Here is a 23,121-nt window from a genome sequence, read left to right as displayed (position 1 = left end):
ACATGAGTACAAAAAACTCTTCACGTTTCACACCTGTCATCATAGCAGTCAGCGTGGTTCTCGGGATTCTTATCGGCACATTTTATGCCAAGCATTTCGCCGGCAACCGCCTGGGTATCATCAACGGCTCTTCCAACAAGCTGAATGCATTGTTGCGAATTGTAGACGACCAGTATGTAGACACTGTTAACATGACCGATCTCGTAGAAAAAGCGATGCCACAGATTTTGGCCGAACTCGATCCGCATTCAACTTACATCCCAGCTCAGAATCTTGAAGAAGTCAACTCTGAACTGGAAGGCAGCTTTAGCGGAATCGGAATTCAATTCACCATACAGAATGACACCATTCATGTGAATGCAGTCATCCAGGGCGGCCCTTCCGAAAAAGTAGGGCTGATGGCGGGCGACCGTATCGTCACCGTAGACGACAGCCTCTTTGTCGGTAAAAAAGTGACTAACGAACGAGCGATGCGTACTCTTAAAGGGCCTAAAGGTTCCCAAGTGAAGCTAGGAGTCAAACGCATGGGAGAGAAAGAGCTATTGAACTTTAGCATCACCCGTGGAGATATTCCTCAAAATACGGTTGATGCCGCTTATATGGTAAATGACGACATCGGCTACGTAAAAGTCAGCAAATTCGGCCGTACCACTCATGTAGAACTGCTCAATGCATTGGCTCAACTCAACCATAAGAAATGTAAAGGGTTGATTATCGACCTGCGCGGTAATACCGGTGGATATATGGAAGCCGCTATCCGCATGGTTAATGAGTTCCTGCCTGAAGGAAAACTGATTGTATATACTCAAGGCCGCAAATATCCGCGTGCGGAAGAATTTGCCAACGGCACAGGTAGCTGTCAGAAGATGCCGCTCGTCGTATTGATTGACGAAGGTTCTGCCTCTGCCAGTGAAATCTTCACCGGAGCTATCCAGGACAACGACCGGGGTACAGTAGTAGGACGCCGTTCCTTTGGCAAGGGACTGGTTCAACAACCTATCGACTTCAGCGATGGTTCGGCTATCCGCCTGACGATTGCCCGCTACTACACTCCATCCGGACGCTGTATCCAACGTCCTTACGAAAGTGGTAAAGACCGTAACTATGAACTCGACTTATACAACCGTTACGAACATGGTGAGTTCTTCTCCCGCGACAGCATCAAGCAAAATGAGAAAGAACGTTATAACACGAGCCTGGGACGTACTGTATATGGTGGCGGCGGTATCATGCCCGATATATTCGTGCCACAAGATACGACAGGAGTCACTTCCTATCTTTCTACAGTCATCAACCGTGGGCTGACTATTCAGTTTACATTCCAATATACGGATAATAACCGGAAAAAACTTAGCCAATACGAGACTGAAGAAGAGTTACTGAACTATCTCCGTCATCAGGGTCTGGTTGAACAGTTTGTCCGTTTTGCCGACAGCAAGGGAGTGAAAAGAAGAAACATTCTTATCCAGAAATCCTACAAGCTGCTAGAAAAGAATATCTATGGCAACATCATCTACAATATGCTAGGGTTGGAAGCCTATCTCCAATACTTCAACAAGACAGACGCCACTGTCAATAAAGGTATCGAGATACTCGAAAAAGGAGAAGCCTTCCCTAAAGCTCCGGTAGCAGTGGAAGAGGAAGAAGTGACAAAGGACAAGAAAGATGGAAAGAAAAAAAGAACTGCGCAAGTATATAGCATCACTGAAGACCCGTCACGAGGGTTCAGCTATGCTGAAGTTGCAATCAGCTAAAGTACTTGCCGCCCTCGAAGCCCATCCGGCTTTCAGGGCGGCAAATACTATATTGCTCTACCATTCGTTGAAAGACGAAGTAGACACGCACGCATTTATCCGGAAATGGAGTAATGAAAAACGGATTCTGCTCCCGGTAGTCGTTGGCGATGAATTGGAATTACGCATATATAGCAGCCCTGAAGACATGGCAACCGGTAGTTACGGAATAGAAGAACCTACCGGAGAAGTATTCACAGACTATGCCAGTATAGACTTTATTGCCGTTCCCGGAGTTGCTTTTGATGCCAAAGGTAACCGGCTGGGACGGGGAAAGGGATATTATGACCGCCTTCTGTCACGTATTCCGTCAGCCTATAAAGCAGGCATTTGCTTTCCGTTCCAATTAGTAGAAGAAGTCCCTGCTGATTCATACGATGTACGCATGGACATAATCATAACAAGCAATGAGGACGAATTATCACACCCATACCACCCGCTGCCATCATGCGACAGGGAGTGACGAAGAATTTGTTTTAAGCGCCATCAAAGGCGGTTATCAGGAATTAGGATTCTCTGACCATACCCCGTGGAAATACAATACCAATTATGTATCCGACATCCGCATGACTCCCAAAGAACTGCCGGAGTATGTAGAAAGTCTCCGTTCGTTACGGGAAAAGTACAAAGAACAAATCAGCCTGAAAATAGGACTGGAATGTGAATATTTCCCGGATTACCTGCACTGGTTGAAAGAAGTCATCAAGGAATATCAATTGGATTACATCATCTTCGGAAATCACCATTTTCATACAGACGAGAAGTTTCCTTATTTCGGCCGGCATACAGATACGGTGGATATGCTCGAACTTTATGAAGAGAGCGCCATTGAAGGGATGGAAAGCGGACTATTCGCTTACCTGGCACACCCTGATTTATTCATGCGTTCCTATCCCCGATTCGACCGTCACTGCAAATTAGTCAGCAGACACATCTGCCGGACAGCGGCACGGTTAAATCTGCCGTTGGAGTATAACCTCGGCTACGAAGACTACAATGAGGATCACGGAATTATAACGATCCCTCACCCCGACTTCTGGGAAATAGCTGCTCACGAAGGCTGTACTGCCATTATCGGAGTGGATGCACATAATAATCAGTATCTGGAAGCACCATTCTATTATGACCGTGCAGGCGAAACACTCAAGAAGTTGGGAATAAAGGTAACAGACACGATACCTTTCCTCACCGGAAAATGATATTTGTAATAACCGTAGCCCCCACTTTTTCATTAAGTGCACTTACCAGCATTTCGCGTCCCATCATCAATTCCTGACGAAGAGCTGCGGAAGTGAGATGCACATATAAAGTCTGGTTACGAATATAAAGATTGTTGGTATAAGCCGCCGCAGGTCCCAGGATTTTGGGCCAGGCATCCAACAATCTTTGTTCGTTCAACGGAGATTCCAAACTCTCCTGACGAAGAAACTGCTGAATCAGTTTTCCTATTGGTTCTGCATCGTTACGTTTCATTATTCAGCTTCCATTTCGTGAATTACTCCTGCTTCCACACGGAAAATCTTAAAATCACTGCCTACCTTATGCAAGATACGATCCAAATGTTCCCGGTTCGTATCCGTTATAAATATCTGCCCGAAGTTATCTCCCGCAACCAATTTAACGATCTGTTCCACACGCGAAGCGTCCAGTTTATCGAAAATATCATCCAACAATAATAAAGGAACAGTCCTTCCGGTACGTTTCAAAAAGTCAAACTGTGCCAATTTCAATGCCACCAAATACGTTTTATTCTGCCCCTGCGACCCTTCCTTCTTTATCGGAAACTCGCCCAGCATCATATTCAGCTCATCCTTATGAATTCCCCGCAAGGAGAATCCCATAATCTTGTCCCGTTCCCTGCTTTGCTTCAGCACTTCCATCAAAGAAGCATCCCGTGCATGAGACTCATAAGACAATCCGACCTGTTCCTTATCCTGTGAAATGAAAGAATAGAAAGACTGGAAGATGGGAATAAACTCTTTGATAAACGCCTCACGCTTTCTGAATACAACTTCACCGGCCTGCGCCATCATTTCTTCCCATACCAGAAACAGTTCTTCTTCCACAGGGAACTCACTTTTCAGCAAGGTGTTGCGTTGTGTCAATGCTTTGTTATACCGTATCAGCGCATCCAGATACTCCTTATCATACTGGGAAATCACGACATCCATAAACCGGCGCCGTTCTTCACTTCCCCCGGCTATCAATTCAGAGTCGGCTGGCGACACCATGACCAAAGGCAAAAAACCGATGTGGTCGGAAAAACGGCTATACTCCTTCTTGTTACGCTTAAACTGCTTCTTCGAACGACGTTTCATCCCGCAATATATTTCCTCGGGAGTCCCGTCCTCGGCTTCATAAAAGCCCTGGATAACGAAGAAGTCCTGTTCATGACGAATATTCTGTGAATCAATCGGATTGCCGGAACTTTTGCAGAAAGACAAAAAATACACTGCATCCAGCAGATTCGTCTTTCCCATCCCATTCTGCCCGAAAAAACAATTCAGCTTGGCGGAGAATCCCAGCTCCACCTCTTCCAGATTCTTATAGTTTAATATGGATATTCGTTTCAGTATCATTGTGTACGCGTTAATTTGTTCACAAAAGTAGCAAGATTTTCGTGGTTTTCGGGTGTAAAACAAAAAAAGATGGCTCTAAATTTCATTTGTAGATATAAAAAAACTACTTTTGCGAGTCGAAATATCAAACCGTGAATAATAACAAAAAGAATCATATAAAATGGCAGAACAAAAGAATCAGAACGAACATCTGAACGTAGAAGATGCACTGACACAATCGGAAGCATTTCTTATCAAGTACAAAAACGCAATCATCGGCGGTGTTGTTGCTGTGATTATTATTGTAGCAGGTTTTATCATGTATAAGAACCTCTATGCTGAACCACGTGAAGAAAAAGCACAGGCAGCTCTTTTCAAAGGACAGGAATACTTTGAACAGGATGCTTTCGAGCAAGCACTGAACGGTGACAGCATCGGTTTTGCAGGTTTCCTGAAAGTAGCAGATGACTACAGCGGAACAAAAGCCGCTAATTTAGCGAAAGCTTATGCAGGTATTTGCTATGCACAACTTGGCAAATACGAAGAAGCAGTGAAGATGCTGGATAGCTTCAATGGAAACGACCAAATGGTTGCTCCGGCTATTTTGGGTGCTGCCGGCAACTGCTATGCACAACTCGGACAACTGGATAAAGCAGCCTCTACTTTGCTCTCGGCAGCAGACAAAGCTGACAACAACACATTGAGCCCGATCTTCTTGGTACAAGCCGGAGAAATCCTGGTGAAACAAAACAAATTTGACGATGCTATAAAAGCTTACACTAAGATCAAGGATAAATACTTCCAGTCTTACCAAGCTATGGACATCGACAAATATATCGAGCAGGCCAAACTGATGAAGAAATAATACACCTTGTTATATATAGGATATTCAGGCACGGATTACACAGATTGACACGGATTAAAACAGTTATCAACTACAACCGTGAAATCCGTGTAATCCGTGCCTTTTTTCTCAATCCTTTCTAAAACTTTCATTTTTTAATTTTTAATTCTCAATTTATTATGGCAACAGCTTATCATAATTTATCCGAATACGATTTCAACTCCGTTCCGAACGCTGAAGATATGAAATTCGGCATTGTCGTATCCGAATGGAACTATAATATTACAGGTGCTTTGCTGAAAGGCGCAGTCGAAACATTGAAAAAACACGGAGCTAAAGAAGAAAACATTCTGGTGAAAACAGTTCCGGGAAGTTTTGAACTAACTTTCGGTGCGAACCAAATGATGGAAAATTGCGATATCGATGCAATTATTGCAATTGGTTGCGTAATTAAAGGAGATACCCCGCATTTTGATTATGTTTGTATGGGAGCCACTCAAGGAATTACCGAATTAAACGCAACTGGCGATATACCAGTTATTTACGGATTAATTACCACTAATACAATGGAGCAAGCAGAGGATCGCGCCGGTGGCAAGCTAGGTAACAAAGGAGACGAATGTGCAATTTCTGCAATAAAAATGATAGATTTTGTTTGGAGTTTAAATAAATAGTTGTATCTTTGCACCGCAATTGAGAAACAAACTATCTCAAAAGCAAAAAAGGGCAAATACCAGAGTGGCCAAATGGGGCAGACTGTAAATCTGCTGTCTTTCGACTTCGGTGGTTCGAATCCATCTTTGCCCACAAAAATTGCGGAAGTAGCTCAGTTGATAGAGCATTAGCCTTCCAAGCTGAGGGTCGCGGGTTTGAGCCCCGTCTTCCGCTCTCCAAAGAGAATCTGAGAAATTGGATTCTCTTTTTTTGTTTTACTTCAGACCGCTATGATTATGAAAGATTCTCTGACACAAACTCACGTGCTCCGGTTAGCGCATCCCCCTATCCCAACCGTTCGTATCGGAATTATAGGATTGGGTAACCGGGGATTGCTCACCCTTCAACGTTATCTCCAAATAGAAGGCGTGGAGATAAAAGCTCTCTGCGAAATCAGGGAAGGCAACCTTCACAAAGCCCAACAACTACTAAAAGAAGCAGACCGCCCTGAAGCTATCGGATATACCGGAACGGACGGTTGGAAAAAGATGTGCGAATCGGATGGATTGGATTTGGTCTTCATCTGTACCGACTGGCTGATGCATACACCGATGGCTACCTTCGCCATGGAATGTAAGAAACACGTAGCCATTGAAGTTCCGGCAGCCATGAGCGTGGATGAATGTTGGCAACTAGTGGACACAGCGGAGAGAACCCGCCGCCACTGCATCATGTTAGAGAACTGCTGTTACGACCCTTTCGCATTGACTACACTTAATATGGCTCGCCGGGGAATACTTGGAGAAATCATGCATGTAGAAGGAGCTTACATTCACGACCTTCGTTCGATGTATTTTGCCGAGGAAAGCGAAGGCGGCTACCACAATCATTGGGGAAAAAGATACAGCATCGAACATACCGGCAATCCTTACCCTACCCATGGTCTGGGTCCTGCCTGTCAGATTCTCGACATTCACCGTAGCGACCGGATGGAATATCTTGTTTCCATGTCTACCCATCAGGCAGGAATGAGCGAATATGCCCGCCGGATGTTTGGTGAGTACTCACCGGAAGCTTGTCAGAAATATCAATTGGGGGATGTCAATACAACGCTTATCCATACGGTCAAGGGAAAAACAATCATGCTTCAGTACAGCGTATCCACTCCGCGTCCTTACAGCCGTCTGCAAACAGTATGCGGCACATTGGGATTTGCGCAGAAATATCCGGTTCCATGCATAACACTGGATCCGAACGGCGACACACCGCTTGCCGGAGAAAGATTAGAAAAAATGATGGCACGATACAAACACCCATTCAGCGCAACTATCGGTGAAGAAGCACACCGCAAGGGACTACCCAATGAAATGAACTATGTGATGGATTACCGCCTTATCTACTGCCTGCGCAACGGGCTTCCACTGGATATGGACGTGTACGACGCTGCCGAATGGTCATGTATCACAGAATTAAGCGAAAAATCCGTGTTGAATGGAAGCATGCCGATGAGTATACCCGACTTCACTCGGGGAGCATGGAAAACAACATGAATAAAAGAAGATTCTTTTTCAAAAATTTCAAGGTGAGGTGAATATGCCGTTCTACGGCTTTTTCACCGATCCCGCAGCGAAGGGCAATCTCCCGATAAGTCATATTCTCCTCCCTGCTCATTAAAAATATCTCACGTTGTCTTTCTGGCAGAACAGCGATCAACCGGTCGATATATTCCTTCAAATCCTCAGCCACCATCCGGTCTTCCTGATTATACGGCTCTTCATTCTCAATGGAACGTAATACCGTCATTTTGAACATATCTTCACGCATCCTGCTACGTGCCTTATTAAAAATGATATTCCGGGTAATAATAAATAAAAAGCCCTCCACCTTCCTGTTACTATCCAATAAATGGCGTGATTCCCAGAACTTCACAAAAACATCCTGCACAATTTCAGAAATACTATCAGAAGAAGTTACATATAGCTTGGTAAAATTATAGACTTTCTGCCAATAGTAATCATATAATGCAGCAAAAGCTATATTATTACCATTTTTCACTTGCTCTATCAACTCTTCTTCCTTCATATTGTATAAAATCTTGCTGTACACAAAGATAATATTTTTACCGAGAACTACATCTATAAAAAGCATGAAAAATGCCATAGATTAACACAGCCGTCACAGTTATCCGAAAAAACAGCCTTGTATCAATCTATGGCAAAATTTATAACATCAGTCAATTGGCAACCAGAATCCCAGTCCGTTTGCCTGCTGCCGAAACAGCATAAAGTTTATAACCATCATTCCAGTTACCGGAAAGCGTAAACATATCGGTAGCAGAAGGTGTCGTTTCACCACTAGAAACAAAGACAAGATTATCCGCCTCATCCCTCACTTCATAAACCACTACATTCTGCCAATTCTTTATTGTAATGGTATTGCCGCTTCGGGTTGCACTTGCTCCAGGTATAACCTGTGGCTTGGTCTTGTACAGTTCCCATGTATTATCCGATATATATTCAAGGGCTGTATCCTGCAATTTACTATATCCCAGACTCTCCACTTTCTTCTTCAGTGCATCCACCATACCTTCAGTCACTTTCAAGGTTTTCGTATCATAATCTTCAATCAGCCTGTCCACTGGAGTCAGAAATCCCCATTTTTCAAAGAAATCAAGCAAATTCAACCGGGCTGCCACACAACAATTATACACGAAATCCAATTGGATTTCCCCTTCACTCATGCCGCTATAATCTTTGGTACGGGCATACTCGAAAACCTCCGGATAAAAGCCGCCACAGTCCGACTGCTGAAGAGGAGTCAGTCCAAGTACCTTACCAAAGTAAAGTTCCAATTGCCAGAAAGGCACCAACTTGCAAAACACATCATTCGAATCATCCAGATTTGTAAAATCAGCATGAGAAGCTTTCGGAACAATAATGCCGTTCCATGCCTTCGAATACCTGTTACGGTAAACCGCTCCCATATCCTCGGTCTGTATTCGGGAAGGTTGGCCGAAAACCGTGGTCTGCACATACTCGGACATGATATTATTAGTCACCTCCGTCAGTCCTATCCACTTGATCCCCGGACGAGTCTGGTTGCAATGCCCGATTTCGTGAGCAGGCCCCCAGCAGCCGGTAGTTTTCAAGACATCAGGATCACACACATCTCCCATAGTCGTCTGATTATAAGCCGTATGATAAGCAGTTGCGTACATAAAAGAGTGATACATGACATTGAGATAGATTCTGTTCCCGAACATCTTGCCATATTTCTCCAAGCCGAGAAGTTGCATTTCACTGTGAGCAATCTTATCATAAAGATCAATCAATTCATTACCGTTTGTAGCAGCATACTTCCTGAAGTCATTGGTCTCAAATGTCAGATGCGCATACCGTCCCACCACATCAAAATATTTGTCCGTAGCTTTACCCAGCAATTCACTCCAACGCCCCCGATGCTCTACATTCTGCGAATCAAAATAACCGTTCACCGTGCCCGAAGCAAAATGAATCTTAACAGGCCGTGCCGTTTCCGCCTCTTCCAATGTCTTGGTATGATACATCACATACACCAGTCCCTTTCCAGTCATTGTCAACTTATTAATGCCTTGATACAACGGATACGTAACTCCTCCGAAACCGTCACCTCCCGGTGCGTCCAGATTCTGTACCTTCATTCCGACGTTCTGTCCGTATGTATCGCCCACCATTACTACCAGAGTCTCTCCTTCTTTCACCGAGATTCCCGTCGGATTATCAAGAAGGCTGTACGGATTCGTCTTGTGGGTTTCCGACTGGATATCCGGATTTGGAAACGCCTTATAGTCTGCCACACGGAAGTTTCTGTCATACTTATCCTTGAGCATATAATACGCCAGATTCTTGAAAAAAGGATATTTACAATTCTCGATATCCGCTTCCGTGATTCCCGCTTTCAGGTTGCTACACGTTTCATCCTCAAAAAGAGTGGAATAATCAAAAGCATTCAGATTCTTGGCATAGAACTCCATTTCGGCACAGGAAGCAAATCCCTGACCGTCTCCCGCACCGCTTTTCACGATAAAACGGAAAGACTTAGCCCGAACCGTATTGTCAAAAGTGACTCTGGCAGCTGTCGCCGCCCCCTCAAAATCCTTGTCAAGCAACTTCGTAAATACATTTCCATCCTCCGAATACTGAATTTCCACCTCCTTAAAATTACCATTATACCCTGACGAACGGGGATAATAAATCAGATAATCCACATCAGACGCTTCCGCAAAATTATAGGTCAGCGTAATTGGGAAATAATTCGCTCCGCCATTAGACCAGCTCGAATGATACAACGTAGTATAATCACCGTCAAAAGACTTTCCGATAGCATCTTCCCCCTGATGGGAAGTATCAGTACCACTCACAACTTTCACTTTGATATCCCCTTCTATATCTTCTCCCGCACCGCCATTATATTCATTCAGACCGTGCTGTACAATCAAAACCGAAGCAGAAGCGGGAGTACTTTCTTCCGAAGCCCCTTCCGGCAAAACTTCCGTAAAAACAATAGTTCCCTCTCTCTTTTCATCCAATGTACTGCTTTTCACCACATAAGCATGAGTTGATGTCACCATTTCCGGTGCACGGGATTTTACTTTTTCAGAAATCCAATCAGGAAACCCGGCATTTACCTCCACATTGGTAGTGACATTGAAAAAAATCTCCTTCCCGATGACTTCCACTTCAAATACGTTTGTATCAATCAATATAGCAGGCTCATATCCCAACTGACGAACTTTAACCGTCTTTTTCAGGCCTTCCGCCGTTATTGTTATGACAGCCTCACGCACCAATCTTTCTTCACTTTCGTCTACGAAAATTTTCAGAATCTTTCCTGCCACAGAAAGCGTACACCAGCTCTTATCCGCCGTAGCCTCCCAAATCGGAGCATTCGTCGAAACCGTTATGTTCTGCGTGCCGGCTTCACATTTGAAGTCCACCACTTCCTTATTAACGGACAACTCGACCACCTCCAGCGCCTCATCATCACTTGTACAAGAAAAAGCAACTGCCCAATGTACAAGTATGAAAAAGACAAATAAACATTTTTTTATATGACTGTTTACCATTTGCCGAAATCTTATTATTATGTAACTTTATTCAAAACACCCATAAAAAAGGCGGAAATCCAATATTATCCCTGAAAAGAAATATTCATATTTCCGCCTGATTTGTCTGCAAGACAAAATCTATCCGATTATTTCAATCTCTGCATGCTACGCTTCCCGCTAATCAGCTTCAGGATCAACAACACTTGCATTAACCTCAAATAATTTAAATTCCGCCATACTGAAAAAGACAGAACCTGTATTTGTATGGTTTACCGAATAGCGTATATAACGATAGGGCTTGGAATTATCTCCCAAAACAGGAGACATATATGGAGTTGTACTCATCAACATTCCATTCTTAGCCTTTGTGAGATTCTCAATCAACTCAAAATTGACTCCGTCATTGCTACCCATAATATCCACATCATCAGGAATATTGTTTCCATTGCGTGCCACCGACTCATACTTAAAGTAAGTGATTTCTTTTTTTGTATCTATCTGGAACCAGTGAGGAGACGCAGGAACAGTCCCGCTCCAGGCTGTATGAAAATAAGAGCCGGTATTCCCGTCAATGAGATTCGCTATAGGTCCCTCCGAGGCTTCCTGAGCATTCGTCGACAACTGCTCCTCGGTCAATGCCAATTGTCTGGACTCTCCAAACACAATTTGCACCTTAGCCGGTTCCGAAACAGCCTTGATTGTCTGGACATTTCCCGCATCACCCGTTTCACTATAAGACCGTACCTTAAATTCATATTCTCCGAACTTTTTACGCGTATCCGGAATCAACACACTATCCGCATAAACACTTGCCAGCCTCACCACATCCTGTTCCAATAAATAATCATAATAGGATACCTTTATATATCTGATTGTATTATCATCAGGCGTAACCCAACGAAGCACAATATAACCGGGCTTATCTTGAGTATCGGCACTTAAATCAATCACATCAGAAGGAACAACAGACTTTGTATCTTCGTCACTGCAACCAGCGAACCCAGCCAAGAGTAGAGTGACAACCAATAAAAAAATATTTTTCTTCATAACAGTCATGCTAAAATTTAATTAATAATTAGGATTCTGCACCATATTAGGATTCTTGCTCACCTCTTCAGCCGGGATCGGCAACAAATACTGGCGCGGAGTATCAAAATTGCGCACGTCAGGAAGAGTTTTCACAGTAGCAAAGCCATTAATATCCGTAGCATCAATATTCATACCCTTTACCGGCACATTAAAATACTTGTCCCCCAGTTTCCAACGACGAATATCCCAGAAGTTCTGCTGTTCCAGATAAAGCTCTATCATTCTCTCCTGCCTTACAATTTCAGTCAATTTGCCGTTCAGGCCACCATTGCCCGTATAGCTCACTATAGGATTCTTCGCATTCTTCCAGGAATCCTTGACAGAAAGAAGTCCGGCACGCTGGCGCACTTTATCCAATTTCTCCATTCCCTTCTCAAGATAGCCTTCTTTATCATAAGCGATACATGCTTCCGCATAGTTCAGATACAATTCCGCCAGACGAATGACCGGCCATGGATAATCCTTGGAAGGATCTTTCTGCGACTTGGAAGCAGCCACTCCCGGATGAACACCTTTTTTATTCAAGTATCCGGTTTTTGAGTAGTTATTATTTCTACCCTGCTTGCCGCAATTTCCCTGTTCCGTAAAATCCGTCAACCATTTCTTGCCTTCCGCACGCTCGGCTTTCGCTACATAAGCATTCTCCTTAGACTCTGCCTGGCATTCATAATAACCATTCTGAAATGCAATCCAGGCATAAAAACGAGGTTCACGGTCAATATTCATTTTCAAAGTTTGTCCTTCGCCATAAGTAGCATCATCGGGGAACGGAACTACCGAGAACCGATTCTGATAATCAAATTCGGGATCTTCGTCAATCGGAAGTCCGTTTTTCGTATAAAAACGCTCCACCATAGTCAAAGTCGGCGCAACACCATTCCAGGAACCATCACTCAGATAAGGCAAGGATTTAGCTTGCAAGCCATATGCACCCGCTTTACGCGTCTCGGCCATCAACACCTCTTTTGAGTTGTCCTTATCCATAAATATAAAACGCATCGTACGCTGTGTCAAATCCTGAGGTTCGGGATAGCCGCTCAAATCCCCTTCGTTCATTTCGTATAAACTATGCCCGTTAGACTCAGCCAGATTAATCGCTTCAAGTGCGGCATCCGCAGCCTTTTTCCACTTATTCTCATCATAAGAAAGAGGCATCAACGGACTACCATCCGTGCCGACAAAGTCACTGTAATATTCCGTATTACCATTGAACAAGGGAGAAGCTGCATAAAGCAACAATCTGGCTTTAAGAGCTTTGGCAGCTACACTGGTTGCAAGACCATACTCCGATCCCGTCCGGGTAGCCGGCAGTCTTCCGGCAGCACTGTCAAACATATCACAAGTCCACTGCACACACTCCTCATAAGAGGTACGTCCCAATAAATTATCTTTTGGAGTATCCAGAACCGGCAATTCCTTCACTAACACGACCGGACCGTAGCATTTAATCAACAGCATATGAAAATAAGCGATCAGAAAATCAGCCTGAGCCACATAACTGTCTATAGTTGCCTGATCAATGCGGGGAACAGAATTTATATTCTGCTTCAACAAATAACATTGGCGGATACCTAGAAACAAATCGTTCCAATAACTGATAATCAAATTTCCCGAAGTATAAACACCTTCGGCAAATTTCACGTACGCTTCCTGGGTAAAAGGACTTATAATCTCATCTCCACTGAAATCCAGGCAATTCTGCACCTTATTAATCTGCGGTATATATCCATAACATGAATACAGAAACCTTTCCGCCGCTTTAGGACTGGAAAAAGCATCTTTATCACTGGCTTTTTCCGCCGGTACCACATCCAGAAAATCACAGGACACCATTACAGTTCCCGCAAACAATGCTAAAAACAGATATTTTATTATATTTTTCATACTATGTAAATTTAATTATTGAAAGTCATTTGGAAACCTACATTAAAGACACGTTGTGTTGGGTATTTCAATCCGCTTCCGCCTCCCTGTTCCGGATCCCACAAATCAAACTTTGAGAATGTCAACAAGTTGGAACCGCTGACATAGAAACGCATTCTTTTAAATGTATATCCAATTTCCATATTTTTCAGTTTCAAGAACGAACCGTCACGCATCCAATAATCAGATGTACGACCGGAATTGCCGGGATTCGTATTATTCAGACTGGTCTTACGGGTCAAACGCGGATATTTCGCATCTACATTCTGATTCGTCGGTGACCATCTGTCATCTGCCACAAATTGCAGCACATTACGCAACGAGTTATCACCGAAAGGATGGAATCCACTCATAAACAAAGACGTTTTCGCTACTCCCTGAAAGAAGAATGAAAAGTCCCAGTTTTTGTATTTGAACGAAGGACCGAAACCATATACGATTTCAGGAACCGTAGGATTTCCAATCCATGTCCAGTCATCCACGTCCACTATATCATCTCCATAGCCATGCATATTCGAAACATTGAGGTATTTGATGTCACCTGCTCCCAGCGTGGACCCCATCTGCTGATTATAACGGTCAATTTCAGCCTCATCTAAAAATAATCCGTTCGACAAATATCCCTGGTTAACATTGGCGCTCTGACCGACTTTCGACTGGAAGGCATATTTAGGAGCTTCATCGTATTTAGTAATTTCATTGTGGGCGTAAGTAAACGTTCCCTTGAAATTCATATAGAAATCCTTGCTGAATGCCTTGTTATAATCAATAGAGAAGTCAAGTCCCTGATTTTTCATCTCGGCAAGATTACCAAACACATCGGTCGTTCCGGTTCCCAGATAAGTAGGAATGGTTCCTTTTTTCTGGAATATATCCCTACGAGTCTCACGGAAAATATCGACAACAATGTTCAAGCTGTTCAATAATTGCAAGTCAACACCAAGGTTAATCTTTTCTCCCACCTCCCAAGTGATATTAGTATTTTCATAACGGGTATAAACCGGGCCGCTCAATCCGTAGTTCTGGTCAATACCTGTAGTAAATCCCATACCGGACAGATTAATTGTAGGCATATAAATAAACCTTTCACCGCCAATCTGGTCATTACCGACCAATCCCCATGAGCCGCGTAATTTCATACTGGTAACAACCTTACGCAGAGGTTCAAAGAAACTTTCTTCACTGATATTATATCCCAGCGCTATGGAAGGGAAAAATCCCCAGCGATGTCCCTTCGCAAAATTCTCAGAACCATTATAGCCCATATTGACTTCCGCCATATATTTTCCGTCGTATGCATACGAAAGGCGTCCGGCAAGACCTTGTTTACGTTTGGGCAGCGAGCTGATAAGCCTTTGACTACCTGTATCGCCACTCGGCACATTATTGACAAGCTCGTCCTGATTATAAAGCAACATGGCATTCACATCATGCTTTCCGAATGTACGGTTATAATCAACCATTGCTTCCAGATAAATCCGGCGATCTCCCGCCGTTTCTATGGTATTGTTCAAGTCGGTTGACACTTCGTTACCTACCCTGTTCGTGGTGTAGCTATACGAACCGTCTTCATTCTGTTCATACGACCCCAACAAATATTTATTCCATTCGGCACTATATTTATTGACAGATTTCGACCAGTTCTTGAATGTTCCCAATGCCTTAAACCGAAGCCCCTTGGTCAGAAAGTCTAATTTCTGTTCAAACTCAAGAGCAGCGATAACCGTACTTTCAAATGTATCATTATACCCCGTAGCCAACTGGGCAACCGGATTCCCCTGATAAGCCGTAATCAAACGGTCGGTAGTACCCCATTTCACATGATTGGTCGTTCCGTCCGGTTCATAGTAAACGGGCGCTTCAACCGGACTTGAGTTCATAGCATCTGCAAAAATATCATCAATACCGCGGTTGGGCTCACGCAAATCACGAAGTTGTACGTTCAATCTCACCGACAACTTGGATGTCTTGCCGAGATATGCATTAATATTGTTCTGGAAAGCATAACGCATCACGTCAATATTATTGTTATAAGAGAAAAAGTCCTTAGAACGATTCTTCAGCATACCCGATTCGTGATTGACCGAGATACTTGAGAAATAATCAATCTTCTTTCCTCCGCCACGGATGTTAAAGTTCACTTTCTCATTGAAAGCCACATTATTGAACATCTCGTCATACCAGTTCACATCCGGAAAGACATACGGATTCAGTTTCATACGCGTCCCGTTAATCTTATCCTGACTATACAAAACGTCCGGACTGCCATCATTCTTCACAGCTTCATTGAACAGTTCCATATACGTAGCTCCGTCCACGAACTTAGGAGTCTTGGTAGGTTGGCTGACTTGTCCCTCTACACGGAAATTTATAATCGGCTTGTCCAGATTCTGTCCGGATTTAGTAGTGACGATCATAACCCCGTTTGCACCACGAGTTCCGTACATTGCCGTAGCCGTAGCATCCTTCAAGATGGAAAATCCGTCAATCACTTCCGGATCCAATGCATTCAAATCGGCAGAAGATACCTGTACCCCGTCAATGATAATCAAAGGCGACGTAGCCTGGCTCAAGGTTGAAATTCCCCGAATCCAGAAATCAGAACCGTCCGCTCCGGGACGGCCGGTACGCTGGACAGCAACGACACCCGACAAACGACCGGCAAATGAGTTGGAAAGATTCGTTGAAGGAACCTTCAATTCCGCCGGACGGATAGCCTGCACCGAACCTACCATACTTGCCTTTTTCTGCCCTGTTCCGTAAGCTGTCACCACAACCTCTTCAAGTGCCTGTGCATCCTCCGACAAATCAATGGCAAGCACTTTCCGATTACCAACTTTCACTTCTTTGGTTGTGTATCCCACATACGATACTTTCAGAACATCCTGCGGATTCGCCTGAATCACAAACTTACCGTCAATATCAGTAATAACACCTGTCGTGGTTCCCACAATAGCGACACTCGCTCCAATGATAGCCTCTCCTGTTCGCGCATCGGTAACGACACCCACAATTTCCGTTTTTTTGGCTTGTTGGACAGATTCCGTTTTACTCACTTTCAAAACAACATCATTGCCTTGAATCAGCCAGGTGATTCCGGTATTGGCAAAGACTTCATTTAATACCTTATCAATTGTACCCGAACAATTGACATTTTTCAGTCGAATGTTTTTCAAATCCGCTGCATTATAAAAAAAGACATAATTACTGTTTTTTTCAATGAGCATAATAGCTTCCTTGATAGTAATAGACTGTCCTTTTACCGTAATATGCCCCTGAGCTCCAAGGACCGTTAACGGATAAAAAAGCAAAACCAGCACGATACATTTGAAATATCGTACGCAACTTTGAAAACTGAGTGATTTTCTCATGCTTTAATTAAGTTTGATTAGACATATGGTTAATAAAAAAATAGGCTAGTATAAAATGAACCGGTCATCTACTTTCCGGATATTCAGATTCAAGCTGAAACGAATCTTATTGAGAACATTGTCCAAAGACTCATTATAATGAATACTGCCGCTAAACGAGACTTCATCCCGATGTACTCCCTCCATAAGAATATCAGTATGGTACATCCGGCTCACGATTTGAATCAATTGAGCCAACGGGACATCCTTAAAGTTGTATCTCCCGTTTTCCCAACTGATATTGGCTATATTATCTATTTGTGTTTGTGAATCCATCGAGTTGTAAGTAAGTTTTTGCAAGGGAAGCATTGCCGTTTTTTGGCGGGTAGACGGAATATTAAATTCAATTTCACCTTCGAACAGAGTTACTTCGCTACAATATGCGTCTTCTTGCTTTACCAAAAAGCAAGTTCCTTTCACCTCTATAAATGCATCGTTTATATATACCTGAAATGTGCTGCCCTTATGTTTTTGTACTTCAAACAAGGAATTTCCTTCCAGCCACACCCTTCTGTCTTGCATAAATGCCTTTGCATACCGGATCGAACTGCCCGGCTGCATCCATACTTTCGTGCTGTCGGGCAGCACGTATAACTGATTCTTTTCTGCAATTATTTTAATGTTTTTTTCTACCCCCGTTTCATCCTGTACAGATAAAAACAGCAAACCTCCTATTATCAAGAGAATTGCAACGGCAGCAACCAACGGATGCCATAGTTCTATATGAACTAAAGTGAAATAAGAACAGGGAAAAAGGAAATTGAAGAGTAAATCAAGAAAATTTCCTCTTTTTTCAAATAAAATCGTTATTTATTGTAGGGATAAGCCAAGCTGCGGTGTATTTATATATGTAGCACCAATTAGCGAACAACAAGATTGAAATGGAAACAAATATAGATAAACGAAAAAGATTGATTAAAAGACTTCTGACTGAAGAACTGTTACCGGAAGAAAAGCAATGTCTGCTAAAAAGAAAATCGGTAGAAGAAGAGATGCAAAAACAATGGAAACAGTTTGCAGATGACCCGATTAAGTCCAAGATTAAAAAAAGGATATGGCAGAATATTCAGCATAGATGCGATGGCAAATCCAAAGCTTTAGTTCATATAGAACTTAGGTAATCCACACAACCAATCCCACGACCTATTTACATTCACCACATAAAAATCTGCCCGTAAGAAGGTAATTACTAAAAAAACCTTTTTTTTCAATGAAAGCGTAGGGTTACTGACTAATTAATAGTATTTATGTAAGAAACAAGTATCTAACAAATTACAGAACGTATGAAAACACTCTTATCATTGAAATCGATTTTACCGCTTGCATTATTGTTTTGCGCAACCAGCATTTCTGCAAATAAAATTATCTCAGTTGCCGACTTCGGTTTAAAACCCGACAGCCGTATCAACGCCGTGCCGTTTGTACAGAAAGCAATCGATGCCTGCAAAAAGAATCCCGGCTCCACTCTTGTCTTTCCCAAAGGAAGATACGATTTCTGGGCACAACATGCTATTGAAAAGGAATATCACGAGACAAATACATATGATGTAAACCCCAAGATTCTTGCTGTACTGTTGGACGAAGTCAACGACCTGACGATTGACGGTAATGGCTCGGAATTCATCATGCACGGGCGGATGCAACCATTCACTCTGGATTATTGCCAAAACGTTACACTGAAAAACTTCACCGTTGACTGGGATATTCCTTTAACCGCACAAGGCACTGTCGTTGAATCGACACCCGACTTCATGGAAATCGAAATCGACGCCTGCCAATATCCCTACATCATTGAAAACAAACGGCTTACTTTTGTTGGTGAAGGATGGAAAAGCAGCGTGTGGTCAATCATGCAGTTCGACCCGGAAACCCACTTCGTTTTGCCCAATACAGGTGACAATCTGGGGTGGCGCGGCTATGATGCAATGGAAGTTAGTCGCGGACGTGTCCGCCTGTCCGACCCTAAAAGGGAAGCAAACAAGTTCTATCCTGCAGCAGGCACTATCCTCGTGTTGAGACATAGCACCCGCGACCATGCCGGTATTTTCATTTTCCATAGCACAAACACTAAAATGGAAAACCTGAAATTGTTTCATACCTGCGGTTTAGGCATTCTATCGCAGTATAGCAAGGACATATCTTTCAATGACGTTCATATTATCCCGAACACTTCAAAAGGACGTGTATTAAGCGGACATGATGACGGCTTTCACTTCATGGGATGCAGCGGTCTGCTCAAAATTGAAAATTGCAGTTGGGCAGGACTGATGGACGATCCTATCAACATTCACGGAACCTGTTCACGAATCATGGAAGTCCTCTCCCCTACCCGTATTAAATGTAAATTCATGCAAGATATGAGCGAAGGCATGGAATGGGGACGCCCGGACGAAACCATCGGATTCATAGAACACAATACCATGCGTACGGTAGCCACCGGAAAGATGAATAAGTTCGAAGCGCTCAACAAAGCCGAATTTATCATCGAACTGTCCGCCCCACTCCCTGCCGGAGTAGAAGCGGGATATGTAATAGAAAACCTGACTTGTACGCCGGATGCGGAAATACGCAACTGCCGTTTCGGAAGCTGCCGTGCACGTGGTTTGCTTATATCTACCCCTGGAAAGGTCATTGTCGAAAACAACATATTCGAATCAAGCGGTTCCGCTATCTTAATTGCCGGAGACGCCAATGCCTGGTATGAATCAGGAGCAGTAAAAGATGTGTTGATACGCAACAATGTTTTCCGCTATCCATGTAACTCCTCGCTTTACCAATTCTGTGAAGCCGTAATCAGCATTGATCCGGAAATACCGACACCGGAACAGAAGTATCCGTATCATCGCAATATCCGGATTGTAGACAACACTTTCCATCTGTTTGACTATCCGATTCTTTTCGCCCGTTCGGTAGATGGATTGACTTTTTCCAACAATACTCTGATACGCGATACAACCTATCAGCCATATCATTATCGTAAAGAAGGCATCACTCTAGAAGCCTGCAAATCTGTGATTATTTCAAACAACAAGATTGAAGGGGATGTATTAGGGCGTACTGTAAAGTTTGAAAACATGAAATCATCCGATATAAAAATCAGCAAGAATCCATTCTTTCAAAAAATCAAATAATTAAAAGATTAGAGTGGTGCTTTAGGTTACTTGAAGCTATGCTTTTCAGTCTCTAAAGCACCGCTTTCCTTCATTAAAATGAATGTTATCCCATAAACACAATAAACAAAGGCAGATTATCTTTAATAAATTTCAATGCCAACGTAATCTGGCGTTCTATCGCCTTCTCCGTAACTGCACATTGTTCTGCAATCTCCTTATTGGTTAAATGCTGTTCGCGACTCATTCTGAAAATACGTTGTCGTTGTGGCGGAAGTTGAGCAATCAATCTATCTATATAGTTTTTCAAATCAGCCGCATCCAATTCCTCCTCTATATCGTATGACTTCTCAAACCCTTTCAAAGCTGTCATTTTAAAGTTCAACTCATTAAAATACCTGCGTGAATAATTGAAAATGATATTGCGGGTAATGATGAAAAGGAAACCGTCAAAGTTTTTGGTTTCATCAAAAGTATCTCTTGATTCCCAAACCTTTACAAAAACATCTTGTACCACTTCAGAAACCTCAGAAGAAGAAGTTATATAAAGCCGAGCAAAGTTATAGACCTTCAGCCAGTAACGATCATATAACAATGCAAAAGCAGCTGTGTCCCCACCTCTCACCTTTTCAAGAATAACTTTCTCTTCCATCTTTTTCTAATTACAATACAAAAATAAGGAAACAATTATTAAACACAACATTTTTTAAGGATTTTATTTCACATATAGCTGTCTATTTCTCTTCAGAAGAAAAAATAGTAATCATTCAAATGGTTCATTATCACTAAGTTCTACAGGAACTTGGTTCTTTTTCTTGCATTCACATCTGTTTTTTACTTTTTTCCATATTTGTTCTTTTATCTCTACATCAACAAGTCTGTTGCCAGATTCATTCCATTGTTTTCTAATTTCTATATCTATCGGTTCCAAGTCAGCAAACTCTTTGCGTTGCTTTTTGGTTAATCTGCCCGATAGCAAGCTTTTGATTAAACTTTTCTTTTCAACCTTATTCATCCTATTTTATCTTGTTGGTTTAAACTTTTGTTTTTACTCTTATACTATTAAATACACAGTACTCCTTTCTAACCCCACATCGACTTTGTAAAAAAGTGAAAGAAAAAATAGAATTAATTTGTAACTGGTTAATAATAAATGGAATACACCCGCTTATTTTTTTGAAAAAAACAATAATACTGGTGGAACTTACTAATCAACGTACAGAAACAAACTAAATTTTGAATATAACTGTCCCTGAACAAATACAGGAAAATTTGATCTTTCGTACTTTCTCTCCCATACATAAAAACGAAAATCCTCTTTCAACCTATCACCACCGCTCTGAAACGTCCTGTTCATCGTGCTTACAGAGCGGTGATAGGTTGTCGATAACCTATCACCTTCATCTGTCACCTATCACCACCCGATGTAGGCGAAGTCTGTATACAAACAGAAGCCTACATGTAAATAGAAGTTTCCTACCCTGAAACTCCAGTTTCATCAGCTTGAAACTTTAGTTTCATACACTTGAAACTCTTGTTTCCCCCGTTTGAAACTCTAGTTTCCATTGCTTGAAACTTTAGTTTCAAAGGCATGAAACTAAGTGTTCCATTACTTGAAACAAAATGTTGTAGGCTGCATATGCATTATATGGTTTGGGGAAAGCCTAGAGAAGTATAGATGTACATCAACCGGATGGTGATAGGTGATAGATGAAGGTGATAGGTTACCGACAACCTATCACCATCCTGTAAGTGCGATGAACAGGACGTTTCAGAGCGGCGGTGATAGGTTGAAAGAGGATTTTCTTTTTTATGTATGGGGAGAATATGAAAATAAAATATTTCTCTCAATTAACCCGAAACTGAATAAAAATGAATTAAACCTATTCACGAGAAATAGATAAAATGACATAGTTCCTGTAGAACTTAGGTGGTATTTTGCTGCAGCTTCATTAGCTCTTTTATTAACGATAGGCGGCTTCTGGTTCAAGTCAAATGGAGACAAGATTGCAGATGAGTTCATTAAGATCACTGCCCAACAAAGCCAGATGTACACTTTGCCGGATAGCACTAAAGTATGGATGGAGCCCGGAAGTTCTATTAAATACGCAAAAACATTCGATAAAAATAGAAAAGTATGGCTCAGCGGCAATTCATTATTTGAAGTCTATAAACATACAGGAAGTACTTTCCAAGTTTATATCGATAAAGCATTTATAGAGGTAAAGGGGACGTGTTTCCACGTAAAACAGACCAACACTGAAAAAAACGAAATAACTCTGTTTAACGGTAAAATAGAATTTAATGTTGAAGCCACCGGGCAGAAAACTGTCATGAAACCTCTGCAAAAGGTGATTTACAATCCGAATAATGCCGAGACAAGAATAGAACAGATTGCTAACATAAAATGGGAAAACGGAAAATACAACTTCACCGATATTCCCTTGCAAGAGCTAATCAGCATTATCAACCAGATGTATAACTCCGATGTCACATTGGCCAAAGGTATCAATCATGAATCTGCATTCACCGGCAGTATCCGCTATGATGAACCACTGGAAGATGTTATCAATAAGATTTGTTTCACACTAAACCTGAATAAAGAAGAACATGCAAATAGAATCTTTATAAAAAACTAATATTAAACTTATGTC

At 42.3% G+C, this 23,121-nt stretch carries 19 protein-coding genes and 2 tRNA genes; 11 read left to right on the top strand and 10 right to left on the bottom strand.

From position 1 onward, the window contains the following. The first annotated feature begins 2 nt into the window (after window positions 1-2). The 3 genes from BQ7997_RS19850 to BQ7997_RS19840 are packed head-to-tail and all read left to right on the top strand — an operon-like array spanning window position 3 to window position 2,992. A complete protein-coding gene (locus tag BQ7997_RS19850) occupies window positions 3-1,754 on the top strand; it encodes a S41 family peptidase (protein WP_073347766.1) in 1,752 nt (583 codons plus the stop codon). Continuing rightward, window positions 1,732-2,256 carry a 5-formyltetrahydrofolate cyclo-ligase gene (locus BQ7997_RS19845; RefSeq protein WP_235817351.1) on the top strand — a complete coding sequence of 175 codons (525 nt, stop codon included), beginning with the start codon at window positions 1,732-1,734 and terminating at the stop codon, window positions 2,254-2,256. The genes BQ7997_RS19850 and BQ7997_RS19845 overlap by 23 nt, the downstream gene beginning before the upstream one ends. Next, window positions 2,201-2,992 carry a histidinol-phosphatase gene (locus BQ7997_RS19840; protein ID WP_073347765.1) on the top strand — a complete coding sequence of 264 codons (792 nt, stop codon included), beginning with the start codon at window positions 2,201-2,203 and terminating at the stop codon, window positions 2,990-2,992. The genes BQ7997_RS19845 and BQ7997_RS19840 overlap by 56 nt, the downstream gene beginning before the upstream one ends. On the opposite strand, the gene BQ7997_RS19835 is transcribed toward BQ7997_RS19840, so the two are convergent. Further along, the gene (locus tag BQ7997_RS19835) at window positions 2,979-3,266 is read right to left on the bottom strand and encodes a DciA family protein (protein ID WP_073347764.1); all 288 of its coding nucleotides are present in this window, start codon (window positions 3,264-3,266) and stop codon (window positions 2,979-2,981) included. The genes BQ7997_RS19840 and BQ7997_RS19835 overlap by 14 nt on opposite strands. Further along, the gene (gene recF, locus BQ7997_RS19830; protein ID WP_044653431.1) at window positions 3,266-4,372 is read right to left on the bottom strand and encodes a DNA replication/repair protein RecF; all 1,107 of its coding nucleotides are present in this window, start codon (window positions 4,370-4,372) and stop codon (window positions 3,266-3,268) included. Before recF ends, BQ7997_RS19835 begins: the two co-directional genes overlap by 1 nt. Before the next feature lie 160 nt (window positions 4,373-4,532). Here recF and BQ7997_RS19825 point away from each other — a divergent pair, with 160 nt between their 5' ends. The 5 genes from BQ7997_RS19825 to BQ7997_RS19805 all read left to right on the top strand — a co-directional run bounded on the left by BQ7997_RS19825 (window position 4,533) and on the right by BQ7997_RS19805 (window position 7,399). Next, window positions 4,533-5,216 carry a tetratricopeptide repeat protein gene (locus BQ7997_RS19825; RefSeq protein WP_073347763.1) on the top strand — a complete coding sequence of 228 codons (684 nt, stop codon included), beginning with the start codon at window positions 4,533-4,535 and terminating at the stop codon, window positions 5,214-5,216. Between the two features lie 158 nt (window positions 5,217-5,374). Then, complete coding sequence (gene ribH, locus BQ7997_RS19820) at window positions 5,375-5,869, top strand: 6,7-dimethyl-8-ribityllumazine synthase (protein WP_044653432.1); 495 nt, start codon at window positions 5,375-5,377, stop codon at window positions 5,867-5,869. 50 nt (window positions 5,870-5,919) lie between these two features. After that, a tRNA-Tyr gene (locus BQ7997_RS19815) sits at window positions 5,920-6,002 on the top strand. 8 nt (window positions 6,003-6,010) lie between these two features. Then, a tRNA-Gly gene (locus BQ7997_RS19810) sits at window positions 6,011-6,083 on the top strand. A gap of 62 nt (window positions 6,084-6,145) precedes the next feature. Beyond that, entirely contained in the window at window positions 6,146-7,399 is a 1,254-nt protein-coding gene (locus BQ7997_RS19805) for a Gfo/Idh/MocA family protein (RefSeq protein ID WP_022140429.1), read from the top strand. On the opposite strand, the gene BQ7997_RS19800 is transcribed toward BQ7997_RS19805, so the two are convergent. The 6 genes from BQ7997_RS19800 to BQ7997_RS19775 all read right to left on the bottom strand — a co-directional run bounded on the left by BQ7997_RS19800 (window position 7,371) and on the right by BQ7997_RS19775 (window position 18,023). Then, window positions 7,371-7,931, bottom strand: coding sequence for an RNA polymerase sigma factor (locus tag BQ7997_RS19800; protein ID WP_073347762.1), 561 nt, complete (start codon window positions 7,929-7,931; stop codon window positions 7,371-7,373). The two genes, BQ7997_RS19805 and BQ7997_RS19800, sit on opposite strands and share 29 nt — an antisense overlap. A 151-nt stretch (window positions 7,932-8,082) precedes the next feature. Further along, window positions 8,083-10,953: a M60 family metallopeptidase gene (locus tag BQ7997_RS19795; RefSeq protein WP_073347761.1), complete on the bottom strand. Its 2,871-nt coding sequence runs from the start codon at window positions 10,951-10,953 to the stop codon at window positions 8,083-8,085. Window positions 10,954-11,112: 159 nt separating this feature from the next. Then, window positions 11,113-11,982, bottom strand: coding sequence for a discoidin domain-containing protein (locus BQ7997_RS19790; protein WP_229127397.1), 870 nt, complete (start codon window positions 11,980-11,982; stop codon window positions 11,113-11,115). A 21-nt stretch (window positions 11,983-12,003) separates the two neighbouring features. After that, complete coding sequence (locus tag BQ7997_RS19785) at window positions 12,004-13,908, bottom strand: RagB/SusD family nutrient uptake outer membrane protein (RefSeq protein ID WP_073347759.1); 1,905 nt, start codon at window positions 13,906-13,908, stop codon at window positions 12,004-12,006. Between the two features lie 11 nt (window positions 13,909-13,919). Beyond that, the gene (locus BQ7997_RS19780; RefSeq protein WP_022140434.1) at window positions 13,920-17,318 is read right to left on the bottom strand and encodes a TonB-dependent receptor; all 3,399 of its coding nucleotides are present in this window, start codon (window positions 17,316-17,318) and stop codon (window positions 13,920-13,922) included. Window positions 17,319-17,363: 45 nt separating this feature from the next. After that, on the bottom strand, window positions 17,364-18,023 hold the full coding sequence (locus BQ7997_RS19775) for a FecR family protein (protein ID WP_374117654.1): 660 nt from the start codon (window positions 18,021-18,023) through the stop codon (window positions 17,364-17,366). Between the two features lie 215 nt (window positions 18,024-18,238). On the opposite strand from BQ7997_RS19775, the gene BQ7997_RS19770 reads away from it, so the two are divergent. Together BQ7997_RS19770 and BQ7997_RS19765 are read left to right on the top strand one after the other, a co-directional pair. After that, on the top strand, window positions 18,239-18,478 hold the full coding sequence (locus tag BQ7997_RS19770; RefSeq protein WP_022140436.1) for a hypothetical protein: 240 nt from the start codon (window positions 18,239-18,241) through the stop codon (window positions 18,476-18,478). A gap of 162 nt (window positions 18,479-18,640) precedes the next feature. Continuing rightward, a complete protein-coding gene (locus BQ7997_RS19765) occupies window positions 18,641-20,488 on the top strand; it encodes a right-handed parallel beta-helix repeat-containing protein (RefSeq protein ID WP_073347758.1) in 1,848 nt (615 codons plus the stop codon). An 85-nt stretch (window positions 20,489-20,573) separates the two neighbouring features. Here BQ7997_RS19765 and BQ7997_RS19760 read toward each other — a convergent pair whose 3' ends face one another. Beyond that, complete coding sequence (locus BQ7997_RS19760) at window positions 20,574-21,119, bottom strand: RNA polymerase sigma-70 factor (RefSeq protein WP_022140438.1); 546 nt, start codon at window positions 21,117-21,119, stop codon at window positions 20,574-20,576. Between the two features lie 111 nt (window positions 21,120-21,230). Continuing rightward, window positions 21,231-21,482, bottom strand: coding sequence for a hypothetical protein (locus tag BQ7997_RS19755; RefSeq protein ID WP_073347757.1), 252 nt, complete (start codon window positions 21,480-21,482; stop codon window positions 21,231-21,233). Window positions 21,483-22,437: 955 nt separating this feature from the next. Here BQ7997_RS19755 and BQ7997_RS19750 point away from each other — a divergent pair. Further along, window positions 22,438-23,106 (top strand): FecR family protein, encoded by a 669-nt coding sequence (locus BQ7997_RS19750; protein ID WP_073347756.1) that lies wholly within the window; start codon window positions 22,438-22,440, stop codon window positions 23,104-23,106. Window positions 23,107-23,121: the final 15 nt, after the last annotated feature.

The organism is Bacteroides congonensis (assembly GCF_900130125.1).
In the GTDB taxonomy this organism is placed as follows: Bacteria; Bacteroidota; Bacteroidia; order Bacteroidales; family Bacteroidaceae; genus Bacteroides; species Bacteroides congonensis.
This window is presented reverse-complemented; position numbering and strand designations above follow the sequence as displayed.

Coding starts and splice junctions, on each gene's coding strand:
- BQ7997_RS19850 (WP_073347766.1), top strand. CDS start 3: ATGAGTACAAAAAACTCTTCACGTTTCACACCTGTCATCATAGCAGTC.
- BQ7997_RS19845 (WP_235817351.1), top strand. CDS start 1,732: ATGCTGAAGTTGCAATCAGCTAAAGTACTTGCCGCCCTCGAAGCCCAT.
- BQ7997_RS19840 (WP_073347765.1), top strand. CDS start 2,201: ATGAGGACGAATTATCACACCCATACCACCCGCTGCCATCATGCGACA.
- BQ7997_RS19835 (WP_073347764.1), bottom strand. CDS start 3,266: ATGAAACGTAACGATGCAGAACCAATAGGAAAACTGATTCAGCAGTTT.
- recF (WP_044653431.1), bottom strand. CDS start 4,372: ATGATACTGAAACGAATATCCATATTAAACTATAAGAATCTGGAAGAG.
- BQ7997_RS19825 (WP_073347763.1), top strand. CDS start 4,533: ATGGCAGAACAAAAGAATCAGAACGAACATCTGAACGTAGAAGATGCA.
- ribH (WP_044653432.1), top strand. CDS start 5,375: ATGGCAACAGCTTATCATAATTTATCCGAATACGATTTCAACTCCGTT.
- BQ7997_RS19805 (WP_022140429.1), top strand. CDS start 6,146: ATGAAAGATTCTCTGACACAAACTCACGTGCTCCGGTTAGCGCATCCC.
- BQ7997_RS19800 (WP_073347762.1), bottom strand. CDS start 7,931: ATGAAGGAAGAAGAGTTGATAGAGCAAGTGAAAAATGGTAATAATATA.
- BQ7997_RS19795 (WP_073347761.1), bottom strand. CDS start 10,953: ATGGTAAACAGTCATATAAAAAAATGTTTATTTGTCTTTTTCATACTT.
- BQ7997_RS19790 (WP_229127397.1), bottom strand. CDS start 11,982: ATGAAGAAAAATATTTTTTTATTGGTTGTCACTCTACTCTTGGCTGGG.
- BQ7997_RS19785 (WP_073347759.1), bottom strand. CDS start 13,908: ATGAAAAATATAATAAAATATCTGTTTTTAGCATTGTTTGCGGGAACT.
- BQ7997_RS19780 (WP_022140434.1), bottom strand. CDS start 17,318: ATGAGAAAATCACTCAGTTTTCAAAGTTGCGTACGATATTTCAAATGT.
- BQ7997_RS19770 (WP_022140436.1), top strand. CDS start 18,239: ATGGAAACAAATATAGATAAACGAAAAAGATTGATTAAAAGACTTCTG.
- BQ7997_RS19765 (WP_073347758.1), top strand. CDS start 18,641: ATGAAAACACTCTTATCATTGAAATCGATTTTACCGCTTGCATTATTG.
- BQ7997_RS19760 (WP_022140438.1), bottom strand. CDS start 21,119: ATGGAAGAGAAAGTTATTCTTGAAAAGGTGAGAGGTGGGGACACAGCT.
- BQ7997_RS19755 (WP_073347757.1), bottom strand. CDS start 21,482: ATGAATAAGGTTGAAAAGAAAAGTTTAATCAAAAGCTTGCTATCGGGC.